This window comes from Ruminococcus sp. XPD3002, from assembly GCA_900119535.1.
In the GTDB taxonomy this organism is placed as follows: domain Bacteria; phylum Bacillota; class Clostridia; order Oscillospirales; family Ruminococcaceae; genus Ruminococcus; species Ruminococcus flavefaciens_H.
In genome coordinates this window covers 58,232-72,752 of sequence record FPJT01000001.1, presented here as the reverse complement: position 1 = coordinate 72,752, position 14,521 = coordinate 58,232, and the positions used below count along the sequence as shown (strand labels likewise).

Annotated in this window: 13 protein-coding genes and 1 riboswitch; of the genes, 11 read left to right on the top strand and 2 right to left on the bottom strand. The window is 47.2% G+C overall.

Annotated elements, in window-relative coordinates:
* Positions 1-18: 18 nt before the first annotated feature.
* The 5 genes from BT127_RS00270 (at position 19) to BT127_RS00250 (ending at position 5,647) form a co-directional block, all read left to right on the top strand.
* Entirely contained in the window at positions 19-978 is a 960-nt protein-coding gene (locus BT127_RS00270; protein ID WP_075423025.1) for an ROK family protein, read from the top strand.
* A 149-nt stretch (positions 979-1,127) separates the two neighbouring features.
* A complete protein-coding gene (locus BT127_RS00265; protein WP_075423024.1) occupies positions 1,128-1,637 on the top strand; it encodes an RNA polymerase sigma factor in 510 nt (169 codons plus the stop codon).
* A gap of 14 nt (positions 1,638-1,651) precedes the next feature.
* Entirely contained in the window at positions 1,652-2,500 is an 849-nt protein-coding gene (locus tag BT127_RS00260; protein WP_075423023.1) for a hypothetical protein, read from the top strand.
* Between the two features lie 14 nt (positions 2,501-2,514).
* Entirely contained in the window at positions 2,515-4,878 is a 2,364-nt protein-coding gene (locus BT127_RS00255; protein ID WP_075423022.1) for a beta-propeller domain-containing protein, read from the top strand.
* Positions 4,847-5,647, top strand: a complete 801-nt coding sequence (locus BT127_RS00250) for a hypothetical protein (RefSeq protein ID WP_075423021.1) — start codon at positions 4,847-4,849, stop codon at positions 5,645-5,647. The genes BT127_RS00255 and BT127_RS00250 overlap by 32 nt, the downstream gene beginning before the upstream one ends.
* A 50-nt stretch (positions 5,648-5,697) precedes the next feature.
* Here BT127_RS00250 and BT127_RS00245 read toward each other — a convergent pair whose 3' ends face one another.
* Positions 5,698-6,978, bottom strand: coding sequence for a bifunctional folylpolyglutamate synthase/dihydrofolate synthase (locus tag BT127_RS00245; protein ID WP_075423020.1), 1,281 nt, complete (start codon positions 6,976-6,978; stop codon positions 5,698-5,700).
* Entirely contained in the window at positions 6,965-7,540 is a 576-nt protein-coding gene (locus tag BT127_RS00240) for a folate family ECF transporter S component (RefSeq protein ID WP_075423019.1), read from the bottom strand. The genes BT127_RS00245 and BT127_RS00240 overlap by 14 nt, the downstream gene beginning before the upstream one ends.
* A gap of 67 nt (positions 7,541-7,607) precedes the next feature.
* Positions 7,608-7,734, bottom strand: a riboswitch (THF riboswitch).
* 379 nt (positions 7,735-8,113) lie between these two features.
* Here BT127_RS00240 and BT127_RS00235 point away from each other — a divergent pair.
* The 6 genes from BT127_RS00235 to BT127_RS00210 are packed head-to-tail and all read left to right on the top strand — an operon-like array spanning position 8,114 to position 14,493.
* Complete coding sequence (locus BT127_RS00235) at positions 8,114-8,944, top strand: HAD family hydrolase (protein WP_318257094.1); 831 nt, start codon at positions 8,114-8,116, stop codon at positions 8,942-8,944.
* 40 nt (positions 8,945-8,984) lie between these two features.
* Positions 8,985-10,718, top strand: coding sequence for an indolepyruvate ferredoxin oxidoreductase subunit alpha (iorA, locus tag BT127_RS00230; protein ID WP_075423017.1), 1,734 nt, complete (start codon positions 8,985-8,987; stop codon positions 10,716-10,718).
* A gap of 2 nt (positions 10,719-10,720) precedes the next feature.
* Positions 10,721-11,143 (top strand): hypothetical protein, encoded by a 423-nt coding sequence (locus BT127_RS00225; protein ID WP_075423016.1) that lies wholly within the window; start codon positions 10,721-10,723, stop codon positions 11,141-11,143.
* A gap of 6 nt (positions 11,144-11,149) precedes the next feature.
* The gene (locus tag BT127_RS00220; RefSeq protein WP_075423015.1) at positions 11,150-11,725 is read left to right on the top strand and encodes an indolepyruvate oxidoreductase subunit beta; all 576 of its coding nucleotides are present in this window, start codon (positions 11,150-11,152) and stop codon (positions 11,723-11,725) included.
* Positions 11,715-13,133, top strand: a complete 1,419-nt coding sequence (locus BT127_RS00215; protein ID WP_075423014.1) for a hypothetical protein — start codon at positions 11,715-11,717, stop codon at positions 13,131-13,133. Before BT127_RS00220 ends, BT127_RS00215 begins: the two co-directional genes overlap by 11 nt.
* A 22-nt stretch (positions 13,134-13,155) precedes the next feature.
* The gene (locus tag BT127_RS00210; RefSeq protein WP_139275334.1) at positions 13,156-14,493 is read left to right on the top strand and encodes a hypothetical protein; all 1,338 of its coding nucleotides are present in this window, start codon (positions 13,156-13,158) and stop codon (positions 14,491-14,493) included.
* Positions 14,494-14,521: the final 28 nt, after the last annotated feature.

Genomic DNA, 14,521 nt, shown 5'->3' with positions numbered 1-14,521 from the left:
TATAAGGAGGATCATTCAATGAAATATTATGTAGGCATCGACCTCGGCGGCACCAACATCGTTGCAGGTGTAGTTGACGAGGAATACAACATCATCGCTAAGGCAAGCACAAAGACCAACTGTCCGCGTCCCGAAAAGGAGATCGCTGACGATATGGCAAAAATGGCTCTTGAAGCTGTAAAGAACGCTAAGCTCACTATCGACGATATCGAGTGGATAGGCGTTGGAACTCCGGGTATCGCAAACAGCGAAACAGGTATCATTGAGTATTCAAACAACCTCGGCTTCAAGAACACTCCTATGGTAAAGTACATACAGGAAACTATCAACAAGCCCGTTTACATCGAGAATGACGCAAATGCAGCTGCTTACGGCGAATACGTGGCAGGTGCTGCAAAGGGCGCTAAGAATGCAGTATGCATCACACTCGGAACAGGCGTCGGCGGCGGAATCATCATCGACGGCAAGATCTATTCAGGTTCAAACTTCGCAGGTGCAGAGATAGGCCATACTGTTGTTCAGGTTGACGGCGCACAGTGCTCATGCGGACGCAAGGGCTGCTTCGAGGCTTATTCATCTGCTACAGGTCTCATCCGTATGTCAAAGGAGGCTATGGAGGAACATCCCGACAGCCTTATGAACAAAGAGGCTGAGGAAAAGGGCAAAGTCACAGCACGTACATCATTCGACTGTATGCGCGCAGGTGACAAGTACGCAAAGGCTGTAGTTGACAAGTACATAAAGTACCTCGCAGCAGGTATCACAAATACTATAAATATATTCCAGCCTGATATCCTCTGCATCGGCGGAGGCGTATGCAACGAGGGCGATCCTCTCCTTCTCCCGATGAAGGAGCTCGTAAAGCAGGAGGTATATACCCGTAATTCCGCAAAGAACACCGAAATAGTTATCGCTAAGCTCGGAAATGATGCAGGAATCATCGGTGCAGCATTCCTCGGAAAAGCAAACGAGAAATAATATTTCCCATTAACTACTACAGCCATATGCACAAAAAAACATAACGTTATTTGTGCATGTGGCTGATTTTTATTATTCCGTGCAGCAATTCAGGTCTCAGATAACACCTTATGTATGAATCGATTCAAAAATCAAAGGAGGGATCAGACATGACTGACAACAACAGCTTCTCGGCAGACGTCCGACTCGCCCGTAAAGGTGACACTGCTGCTTTTGCAAGATTATATTCTCTTGTCTATAAAGATATGTACCACATAGCTCTGTATAGCCTGAGAAGCTCACACGATGCAGCTGATGCAGTAAGTGATACAGTTCTCGACGCATTCAGAAGCATAGGAAATCTAAGGGACGAAAATGCGTTCCGCGGCTGGATAATGAAAATACTCTCAGCCAAGATAAAACAGAAACAAAAGGAGTATTTTTCAAATATCGAGGAACTTTCCGAGGATAACAGTCCCGCAGTTTCTTTCGACTGCGAATCAGCAGAATTACATGAGGCAATGGACAAGCTCGACAGCACTTCAAGACTTATACTTTCACTTGCAGTGATACAGGGCTACACAAGTGAAGAGATCGCATCTATATGCTCTGTAAAGGCATCAACTGTAAGATCACGGCTGGTGCGAATCAAAGAAAAACTGAGACTTGAACTTCAATAACGGAGATGATATATATGAAAAAGAGAGTTTACCCTATAATGCTTACAGCAACAGTAATGTTTTCATCATGCGGACGTCTCGATCCCATGACTTCAGCACCTTCAGCAGAAACAGCATCGTCAGTTCAGACCGAGGCTGAAACAGAAGCTCCTACAACATCAGCTCTCCTTGCAGAAGAAGGCGTGAAAGAAGGAAACGTAATGGCTGTATCAGAAAGAGAATCAGAAAACAAATCGCCCAATGAGATACCATATGTAGAGTACCCCGAGGGTGCAGAGCTTGAACACTATGAGGTCTCGCTTTACGCAGAGCCCACCGAAGTAATGACAAACGAGAGCAACGGAGTTATAACCTTCATGGCTGAAACAAAAGGAAAACTCAACGAGATACAGCTCATCAACGCAGACACAGGCGAAACAGTTTCCGTTCTTTTCGACGGCAACGACGGCATCGCAGGTGACGGTCAGTTCAAAGGCACTTGCAAGATAGACCTTGATTACGGTACAGATCCCGATGTATCCGAGCAGAAGGAATTCAATTTCTGTGCGCTGATGCCCGACGGTACACGCTCCGAGGTCGTTACGGTAAAGGCTTACGAGCCGATAACAGAGAAAGAATTCTCACAGCTTGAAACAATCCATACAGCTGTAAATGCAATACTCGACAGCGATGAATACAAGACCATGTCCATAGAGGAAAGAAAAGAAGCGGTCGGTGAAGTCCTCAGAAAGTGTGAGGAAGAAGGTCTTATAATAAAGGATACAATAAGATATACCGAGAGTTCAGCAGTATACTACTACAAGGCTAACGGAGGTATAGGCAATGTTATATGTCTGAGAGACCTTGATAATTGTGACCGATGAAAGGAGAAGAGCTTATGAAAAACAACGATGAGAAAGTAAAAGAGCTCATGAACAACGTTGAGATACCCGAAGAGCTTGAGCCCGATAACATAAAGCTCATGCTCGACGAAAAGGCTGCCGAAGAAAAGCGCGGCGGTATAAAACATTCAGCAGGCAGGATAACTGCCGCAGCTGCAGCATGTGCAGTCATCGTAGGCGGAGCTGCCGCTGTAAACAAGGCAGGACTTCTTACCCCTCACAACGGCGTTGATACAATTGAAAGTTCATCTGCGATGAGTACTGCCGCAGATCCCGAGACAGATTCCTTTGCAAACACGGTAGTTTCTCCGAAAGGCGCATTCATGGAAAGTGCCGAAAGCTATCAGCAGATATACGACATGATGTCAGAAGCCAGAACAAACAGACGAGACAATCTTACTAAATATGAATACGGTGACAACGCAGAGTCTTCTGCCGATATGCCACAAACCAATGGTTTAGACATGGCAGCCGGACAGTCAGGCGGCATGGGCGGCGGCGGAGATGACTACTCCACTGTATTCAATCAGGAGGAAAACGTTCTCGAATCCGATGTATACCAGACCGACGGACACTTTATCTACCGTCTGACCGATAACAGCGAGCTTATGATAGCCGAGACAGAAAACGGCAAATTCATAAACAGCAGCAGCGTTGATATAAACTCGCTTATCCCCGATAATCCGCTCTTCGATGACCAGTATGCATGGAGCAATAAAATGTTCCTCTACAATGACAAACTGATAGTAATAAGCACTTTAAGCTATGCCAAAAATCCGGATGCTGAAGATGATTCCAATATGTATTACAACGACCTGACAAGAGTTTCTGTGCTGACAACAGGTATCGATCCTCAGCTTGTTGACGTTTACTATCAGGACGGCTATTGCAGTGATACAAGGATATCTCCCGAAGGCTACCTCTACCTGATAACCAATTTCGGCACGTATATCCCCGAAACGGAAGAGTATAACGAAAGCATGATACCATGGTGCGGAATGGACGAGCCAAAGTGCGTAGATGCAGGAAATATCCTCCTTCCCGATGAAGGATTCTCTGATTACTATTACCCCTCCTTTACCGTTATAGGCGCTCTGGACCTCAACGGCAGCGATTCCGTAACTGTTTCCGACGTAAAGGCGCTTGCAGGCTATTCGGGCATCGTATACTGCTCGGAGGAGAACCTCTACACCGCTTACGGCTGGGAATCAACAGATATCACCCGTTTCAGCATCAGCGGAGGCTCTGTAACTCCTGCTGCAAGCTGCACTATAAAGGGATTTGTCAACGATCAGTTCTCTATGAGCGAATACAATGACACATTCCGTGTAGCTTCAACCGATTCACAGTTCAACTTCCTGTTCGCCGCTGAAAGCACAATGACTAACGGCGAGGACAGCGAGAACGTACAGAACAACTACCTCTACGTCTTCGATATGGACCTTAACGAATTAGGATGCATAACCGATTTCGGCATCGACGAATCCATACAGTCCGTAAACTTCAACGGCGATATGGCATATGTGGTAACATTCAGACGTACCGATCCCCTCTATGCAATAGACCTTTCCGATCCTGCAAACCCTGTTATAACCAGCGAACTGAAAATCAACGGTTTCAGCACATATATGCAGAAATGGGACGAGAACACTCTCCTCGGATTCGGTATAGACGCAGACGATGACGGAGTAACAACAGGCATCAAGGCTTCAATGTTCGACAACAGCGATCCCGAAAATCTCAGCGAGATAGACAAGTGGACACCTGAAAGAAATACTATCGCAGATAGTTTCTACTCAGCAGGTGCATACGAGCGCAAGGCACTCCTTATCGCTCCCGAAAAGAACATCATAGGCTTCCCGCTTTACTCCGACAAAGTTACTCCACTCAAGGGCAGGGTAACTACCGAGAACGATCCGCTGAATGTACGTGAATGGGCTTACAAAGAGGCTGAGATCATCGGAACTATCGATAAGGGCGCTGAAGTTACTGTCCTTGATAACTGGGGTGACTTCTATCAGATAGATTACAACGGAAAGCTTGGCTATGTTGATACAAATTACGTAACACTTGAAGACGTTAACGGTGAACCCGATCATTTTGATTACCATGATACAGCTTACAAATACGTGTTCCTGTCATTTGAAAACGGCAAGTTCACAGAGATAGGCTCCATATCCGAAGCAGAGGGCGAGAACAAGTACAGCTATTATCTGACTCCCGACCGCGCACTCTATATCGGCGATCATATCTACGTTCTCTCACAGTGCAAATTCACAGCTCTCGACATGAATACCATGGAAGAGACAGACAGCATAACATTTGAAAATGAATTCACAGAGAATTTTTACGAGGACTAAGCTTACAGCACTTGCCGCATCGGCAATGCTGCTTACAGCCTGCGGAAGCAGGGAAAGCTCATCGGTCAGCATGGTAACAGATTTTGCGGAGGAGTACAGAACTTCCTCCGCAGAGTCCCTGACCGAAAACAATAATGCGGATATCGGACACATTCGGGGAATAGTCCGCATCGTGAGTGGAAACGCTGTCCGCATAGGCACTGAGGACAATAACACGCAGTATACCGTAAGCTTCGGCGATGAGTTATCTCTTGCGGACATACACCCGGGCGACCTTGCAGATATAACCTACAGCGGTGAGATACTGGAGATGTACCCCTCATTGATATACGGCGGAGAAAGTCTGGAAGTCATCGAAAAAGCAGACAGGGAATACACTTGTGTCGAGCGTACTCTCGGAGTTTGCACAGTCTCTATGCTTGTACCTGACGGCTGGGAATACAGCGACACGGAGTACCCTCCCCCGATAGACGGCGATGAAGTTACGGATTTCGGCATAACACTTTCCCCTGTCGGTTCAGAGGGAAGCATCACTATAAGCTGGCACAGCATGATACTCGGACTCGGTGCGGACATGGATGCACGTACCGATACAACAGGCGGAATGAAGTCGGTGATCTACACTCCAAAGGGAAGCGAAGTATGGTCAGTTATACTCTTCCCCGACTTGGAAAACGCTGCTGTCACAAGCACCTTCGGCGAAAGCGGTGATTTCAGCGAGTATTCCTCCGATATCGATTCTATCCTGTCAACACTTGATATATACTAAAAAACAGCCCCTGAAGGCGCTCTTACGAGCAGTCCCGGGGGCTGTTGCTGTTATTCTGTTATGTTGTTCAGTGCGTCCATAAAGTCGCCGTACATATAAAGGGAACCCAGCGCAATAAGCGGAAGGCCGTTTGCCTTTGCGTACTCGTATGCGGAACAGACTCCCTTGGCAAGGTCGTCGAAAGGTTCGGCATCGATATCAGCCGCTCTGAATACCTCCGCAAGCTTATCCGAAGCAAGTGCGCGGGGATTATCAGGGGTAACGGTAAATGCCTTGCGTATCCTGCTTCCCAGCATATCGGTATAGAGTCCGTACTCCTTATCCGCCATTACACCTATCAAGAGAACTATATCAGAGCCGCGGAAATACAGTTCGATACTCTCTGCCGCAGAACGTATACCGTCGGGGTTATGAGCGCCGTCATATATAACATATGGCTCACGGCGTACAACTTCAAAGCGTCCGTGCCACCTTGCCTTTTCAAGACCGCGGCGGACTGCCTCATCGGGGATATTTATCCTCTGACCGCGCAGGACTTCAACTGCCGTAAGTACAGTAGCAGCATTCATCACCTGATACTTGCCAAGCAGCTGCATCCTGAAATCTCCCATTCCGTCGAAGCTGAACTCAGTACCCGAAAGGTCCGAAGAAGTATCCGAAACACGGAAGTAATCGGTCGAATAGAACTCCGAGCACTTTTTCTTTGCCTCTCTGAGGATTAGGTCGCTGACCGTAAGATCGGTACCTCCGTAGATAACGGGACGGCTGCACTTTATTATGCCTGCCTTATGACGGGCTATCTCCTCGATAGTTTCGCCGAGGAAGGCAGTATGATCCTTCTGCACATTGGTAATGACAGAGAGCAGCGGAAAACAGAGAACGTTCGTGGAATCGGTATCTCCGCCCATTCCGCACTCTACTACCGATATATTGCATCCCTTGCGGAAAAACAGCAGGTATGCGGCAGCAGTAAGGACCTCGAATTCAGTTGGTTTATCTTCCATAGCTTCGCAGTGAGGAATGATCTCGGTCATGACCTCTGCGAAGTCCTTTTTTGTTATTTCCCTGCAGTTTATGCGGAAGCTGTCGGTTATTCCCGTAAGGGCAGGAGAAGAGAAGCCTCCCACCGTATAGCCTGCCTCTGTGAGTATAGAGGTCAGCATGGCACCGAAAGAACCTTTTCCGTTAGTACCTGCAACGTGTATGGTTTTGACTCTGTTCTGCGGATTATCAAGGCGCTCCATAAGTTCGGATATGCGCTCGAGACCGAGCCTGCTTCCTCTGAGGGCGGCTTTTTTAAGGTAATCCACCGAGCCGTTATAGTCTGGCATTTTTATTACACATTCTTTCCAGCTGCGCTGAAAAAGCCTTGTTCTTCAGCAGCAGATATATGATGTAGAACTCCAGTGCGCCGATGCAGATATACAGTGGTATACGAAGCAGAAGCACATTCAGCGGAGTTCCGTAGTAGATATAGAGTCCGAGTGATTTGATGATCATAGAGCCTATAGTATGTGCAGACATTACTGCAGCAGCAGTATTGAGCAGTTTCTTATCCCTGAGGAACTTCATTGATACTATTCCGGATACCAGACCTATGGAAGCCGCACCAAGTGTAATGAACGGATTTATAGCATATCCCTTCATAAGGCTTCCGATAACATCGGCACCGATACCTACAGCAGCACCTACAAAAGGTCCGAAGAAGATGCCTGCCATAAGTACAGGAAGATTCTCAAGGCTGATACGGATGCTTCCGCCGACGTTTATAGCAAGGAATTTACCGAGTATGATACTCATAGCTATAAAGAGAGCGGCTGCCACCATAACTCTTATGCTCCCGAATAATTTAAGGGAACCTGCCATTGTTTTTTTCTGTTCATTTACTGTCATAAAAAAACCTCCTTTTCCACATCATACGACAAGGAAAAGAAGGCGCAGCTTCTATTTGATTGTCCTATGAAGCGGGATGCAAAACACGAACCGCAAGCCTCTGGCTTTTCGTTCAGCTGACAACTCCCCGTTCAGCCGACACTGTACTCTCCGGACGCTCATCCGAAGTGTAACGCACGTGTTTTTACTCTTCAACACCTTTATTATACAATCGGAAGTACGGGATGTCAAGAGTCGGGAGCAATTTTGTAATTTTCCACCTAATCAACAGTATTTTCCACAGTATATCTGGATAATCTGCAACAAATATTACAGATAGTTTACAAATCAGCCTGTTTCAACCTCCAAGAAGCCCATGATTGTGGAAAATCCTGCGGAAAATGTGGAAAAGTTCCCACTATACAAATTGTGAAACGCTTGTGCAGCCGTTAACGGTTATGCAGTATATACATCCGCTATTCACTTTTTTGAGCAGAATAAACAAAAATCGATATTGCTAAAAATAACTTCTTCACTTTTTATATCTGATATGTTATAATGATAAGAGGTTGTATTTTACGGAGGTGAACTTTCATAGACCGTACTTTATTCATTTCCGACCTGGACGGCACTCTTATGAACAGTGATGCCGCTGTATCGGAAAAAACAGTAAAAACGATCAATTCGTTCATAAAGGGCGGAGGATATTTCACCTTTGCCACTGCAAGATCTATCTATTCGGCAGTTCCGAAAACTGCGGAAATGGATATAAGAGTCCCCTGCATCCTCATGAACGGCGTAAGCATCTATGACATTAAAAACGAGCAGTACGTAAAGAACGAGTTCATTGATCCTGCGGCATCTGCCGGGGTGCTCCGTGCATTTGAAAAACATGGGGTACACTGCTTCATGTACCGCATCGACAAGGGCATACTCACCTGTTACTACTCCGAGCTCACCACGAATGTCATGAGAAGCTTCGCAGAGGTACGAAAGTATGAGTACAAAAAACCATTTGTACAGTGCCGCCTTGCAGACCACGCCGACGAAAAGGCCGTCTACTTCACCACTACGGGAGAGTACGAAAAGCTCCTTCCCGTAAAGCAGGAGATCGAGCATATCGCAGGTGTGGACATTGCCTTTTACCTTGACGTTTACAACGGCGCATGGTATCTGGAGATATTCTCACACAAGGCCTCAAAGGCAAACGGCATACGTTTCATACGTGAGCATTACGGCTTCAGTAAGGTCGTGGCATTCGGGGATAACCTGAACGACCTGCCTATGTTTGAACAGGCTGATGTTAAAGTAGCCGTAGGCAACGCAAGGGACGAGGTAAAAGATGCCGCCGACTATGTTATCGGCACCAACGATAATGACGGTGTGGCGGAATGGCTTACAACAAACAACAGCAACTGCGGATAAGCTTCCGCAGACTTATAAAACACGAAAGGAAATACATAAAATGAAGAAGATCATGTTGGGAAACGAAGCCTTCGCAAGAGGCTTATTTGAAGCAGGATGCCGTGTTGTATCCAGCTATCCCGGAACTCCGTCAACAGAGATAACCGAAGAGGTAGCAAAGTACGATGAGGTCTACGCAGAGTGGGCTCCGAACGAGAAAGTCGCTATGGAGACTGCTCTTGGCGCATCTATCGCAGGCGCAAGAAGTTTCTGCGGAATGAAGCACGTTGGACTCAATGTTGCTGCCGATCCGCTTTATACAGCTTCATATACAGGTGTAAACGCAGGTATGGTCATTGCTGTTGCAGACGACCAGGGTATGCACTCATCACAGAACGAACAGGACAGCCGTCACCACGCTATCGCTTCAAAGACTCCAATGCTGGAGCCTTCTGATTCAGGCGAATGTAAGGAGTTCGTAAAGCTTGCATTCGAGCTTTCCGAGCAGTTCGACGCTCCTTTCATCGTAAGAATGTCAACCCGTGTAGCTCACTCACAGAGCATCGTTGAGCTTGAGGACAGAAATGAACTCGACCTTAAGCCCTATGAGAAGAATCCACAGAAATTCGTAATGGTACCTGCTTTCGCAAAGGGCAGACACGTTTTCGTTGAAGAACGTACCAAGAAGCTCATAGAGTACGCTGAGACAACTCCCCTCAACAGGGTTGAGATATCCGACAAGGCTGAGTTCGGTGTTATCACAAACGGTGCATGCTACCAGTACACAAAGGAAGCTCTCGGAGATAAGGTATCCGTACTCAAACTCGGTATGGTAAATCCACTTCCAGTAAAACTCATCAAGGACTTCGCTGCTAAGTATGACCGCATCGTGGTTATCGAGGAACTGGACGGAATCATCGAGGAACACTGCCGCAACATCGGCGTTAACAACGTTGAAGGCAAGAACATATTCGGCTATATCGGTGAGATACCACAGTCAGTTATCGCTGAGAAGCTCCTCGGCGAGAAGAAGGAGTTCGTTGCTCTCGATGACAACATCCCTGTACGTCCTCCTGTAATGTGTGCAGGATGTCCACACCGCGGACTGTTCTACTGCCTGAAGAAACTCGGCGTAACAGTTTCAGGTGATATCGGATGCTACACTCTCGGCTCTGCTGCACCTCTCAACGCTATCGATACTACAATCTGCATGGGCGCTTCCATTTCGGGACTCCACGGCTTCAACAAGGCAAGAGGTACAGAGTCCGAGCACAATTCCGTTGCAGTTATCGGCGACTCTACATTCATGCACAGCGGTATGACAGGTCTTGTGAATATCGCTTACAATAACTCGAATTCAACCGTTATCATTCTCGATAACTCCATTACAGGTATGACAGGTCATCAGCAGAACCCGACTACAGGTAAGAACCTCAAGGGCGATCCTGCTGCGGCAGTTAACCTCGAGGAGCTCTGCAAGGCTATCGGTATCAAGCGTGTACGTGTTACAGATCCTTATAAGCTTGCCGAGACAGAGGCTGCTATCAAGGAGGAGCTTGCTGCTGACGAGGCTTCTGTTATCATCTCACGCCGTCCATGTGCTCTTCTTAAGTACGTTAAGCACAATCCTCCGCTTAAGGTTGACCACGATAAGTGCGTAGGATGCGGAATGTGCATGAAGCTCGGATGTCCCGCTATATCCATGAGAGACGGCAAGGCTGTTATCGACCATACACAGTGTGTCGGCTGCGGAATCTGTCAGGAGCAGTGCAGACTGGACGCTATAGGTGACTGAGCATGGTAAATACAGAAGTTTACGAGCATTTTGCCGCATGGCTCGATGCTCTGCTTGAAAACAATAAGATGCCCGAGGATACAATGGCATACAACTTCAATCTATACGAGGACCGCTCCGAGGAAACAGGCGAAAAGATGTACTGCATACAGCTCATCGCTTCGGACAGGTTCGATCCCGATGACGAGGAAGGCGACTGGGCTTGCTATGAAGTATGGTCCTCTGAAGAAGACCTGTTCAGCCTCAATTTCTCCGACGAGGGAGAGGTAGGCTATGAGCGCGTTGAAGAAGCCTTCACCGAACTGTGTGCAGAGTATCTGGAAAAAGGCAGATCAAGCGGTGTACTGCGTTCGGCAAAGGGCATAGGCATCGGATTTGTTGACGGAGATATCAACATTATATATAAAGCAAGTAATAAGGAGTAAATATAAATGGAAACTAAATCGATAATGATAGTCGGTGTAGGCGGACAGGGTTCACTGCTCGCTTCAAGACTTCTCGGAAATGTTCTGCTCGCACAGGGCTATGATGTAAAGGTCAGCGAAGTACACGGAATGTCACAGCGCGGAGGTTCCGTTGTAACTTACGTTAAATACGGCGATAAGGTGTACTCTCCCGTGATCGAAAAGGGAGAGGCTGATGCTGTTATCTCATTCGAGCTTCTCGAAGCTGCAAGATGTCTTCCGTTCCTGAAGAAGGGCGGTCATCTCATAACATCAACTCAGCAGATAGATCCTATGCCCGTTATCATCGGTGCAGCTGAGTACCCCGAGAACCTCGAGGACAAGCTCAGGGCTGCAGGTGCAGACCTCGTAGCTGTAGACGCACTCAAACTCGCAGAGGAAGCAGGTTCCGCAAAGGCTTCAAACGTTGTACTTATGGGCGTTCTTTCCGCAAGAACAGACTTCCCCGAGGAACTTTGGCAGAAGGCTATAGAGCAGTGCGTTCCTCCTAAATTCCTTGAACTGAACAAGAAGGCTTTCGAGCTGGGAAGGAATGCTGTCTGATCCCAAAAAAGCCGCAGCAGCTGCGGTATTTCTTGCCGGTGCGCTTGCAGTTGTGTTCTTAGGTGCGAAAAGAAATTTTGAGCTTGGCAATGAGGGCGTACTGGGCGCACTTTTAGGTAATCCGAAATATGCCGATACGGAAAGCGAGCCGGATCCATCCGTCATAACGGAATACAAGACCATTGCAGGAGGCGACCTGAACTGGGCAAAGGCAAATGCTCCTGATTTCAAGGTGTCAACTCCCGAACAGCTTGCCGGTGTCGCTGCGTATGTCAACCGCTATGTCACCCAGAACTATCTTTACGGCGATTACCAATACCTCACTATCGAGCTTCAGAACGATATCGACCTCAGCGGCTGGATATGGGAGCCTATGGGTACACAAAGCACTAATGCCGATCATTCGTTTACCGGCATGATAAACGGCAACGGTCATACTATCAGCAACATGAATATATCCAAGCCTTCGGGCTCGGATACAGGCTTCATCGGCGCAGGCGGAAGCGTCACTGTAAAGGATATTACCTTCAAGGATGCCAAGGTCGCTGCAAGAGGAGATACAGGTATTATCTGCGGCGGCGGAGACGCAAGTCCGAAGGACTTCACTAACGTGACCGTTAGCGGTACTATGTGGTCTGTTGCTCCTTCAAAGCATGTGGGAGCGCTGTCGGGTTACAATCCCAACGGCGATTTCGTCAACTGCACATGCAATGTTTTCTATGATACTCAGTCATACAACTTTTTTACCGGAGAGGATAAGCTGAGGGATGACGTTGCAAAGAGTGACTACGAACAATATACCCTTACCCTTAATGATGACCTTACCATAACACGTTCATCAACTCCCGACTATATTAACCCTTCATGGGTGATAATCAGGAACGGGGAACGCATACTCGGCAGAGGCTGCGATGACGAGTTGACTCTTGATCTGTTCAGCATAATCGATGATGACTTAGGAGAGTATGAGATATACATCGAGGCTTACCTCAATTCGACTTATGCTCCGTGCAGCAATACTATAAAGTTCCGGCTTGTCTACGATCCCTCGGAATATGATGCTGACAGCGATATACCGCAGTTTGCAAAACATATGGGCAGTGATAACGAGATACCGCTGGAGATAACACGCGATCAGGCTGGAAATGTCGTCTGCGAGGATCCTTCACTTGCCGATCATTACGATACGGACAAGCTTATGTGGATGATCTATCTCAATGACGATCTGCTGAAGATAGTTGACTATAAAGATATGCCCGCTTTTTCGCTTACAAAGGCACTCAGCGACCTGAATCTTGAATCAGGCGAATATAAAGTCTGGCTTGCGGAAAACAAAGGCGATAACAGCAATATACAGGCTCTCAGACTGAGCAATGTGATCACTTATGATATTAATACAGACGGCTGAAAGCCATAGAAAGGTATAAAGGATGAAAAGAACTTTGACTGTTGTATGTGCAGTTCTCTGCACTGCGACACTGACCTCCTGTGAAGTCGGCGGTTTATTCGGCGCCTTCTTTAATGATGAGAAGGAAGACAGCAGTATCTCCGTTTTATATACCTCGGGAGATGATACTTCCTACGGAAGCGAGGAGGAAGAGGGCGAACCTGTCTACTATATTGACGAGGACGGCGACATTGAATGGGCAAAAAATTCGGCTCCCGACTTCAATGTATCAACTGCCGAACAGCTTGCGGGCGTAGTTTACTACGTCAATAACATTTACACCTATTCTCCCGATACTCAGCTTACGATCAACATTTACAATGATATCGACCTGTCAAACTGGGTTTGGGAGCCTATGGGACGCATCGACAAGGACGGTACGGACAGACGCTTCAACGGTTCGATCATCGGTAATGGCCATACCATAAGCAATATGAGCATAAAGTACTATTCAGGCGACTGCTATGGACTTGTGGGACGTGCCGAATCCTTTTCAACTAAAAATGTTATTATTACTGATGCCGAGATCAATGCACCTTCTGGTCTTGCAGGAATGTACTGCGGAAAAGTTGACGGCACAGGAGGCTGCGAAGGTCTTGACTGTACGGGAAAAATAACCACCGGCGCATCTGTTCTCAGCGGTGCATTTTTCGGAGCAGCTCCGAAGATCAATATAATATCAGCAGGCTCTTATGTGGAGCTGAACGGCGAGAGAGCCGTATTCGGCAGCCGTGAGGACTATATCCTTCAGAACCCCGATGATGAGAGATTCTTCCGCGTAGACCTGGATAACGATGCCGGATGTATGAGTGTTAAGCATTCACCCGAATTCAAAGCTCCCCAGTGGGTATTATGCTATGAAGGAAATGAGAAACTCCGCCAGGACTTCATACAGGGCGAACCGCTCAGTCTCAGCAGTGAACTTATTTCCGAGGGAGGCAGTTATTCGGTCTATATCGAGGCAGAAGCTGAAGGCTTCCGCCTTCCCTGCAGCAATGTATGCGCCTTCTATTACGAAGGAAATAAAGAGTATCCCCTTTCCATCGGCGAGGATGAAAGGAAAAGGATAGTCTGTACCGATCCCGATAAGATAGCGGAAGGCAATTATGATAACCTTTGCTGGATAATGGAATATGAAGGCACAAGAGTGTATATCCTGACATACAGTGACAATGAGCAGTTCAATCTGCTCAAGGGAATGATGCAATCGGATACTGCAAGTAAAGCTGGCGAATTCACAATTTACCTTGCTGATGCCGACGGCAATGATATAACTCAGGTCAGCAACAGCATCGTATATTCAGTCAACGTACAAGAATGAAGTTACATAAATATCTAAAATGTAAAGG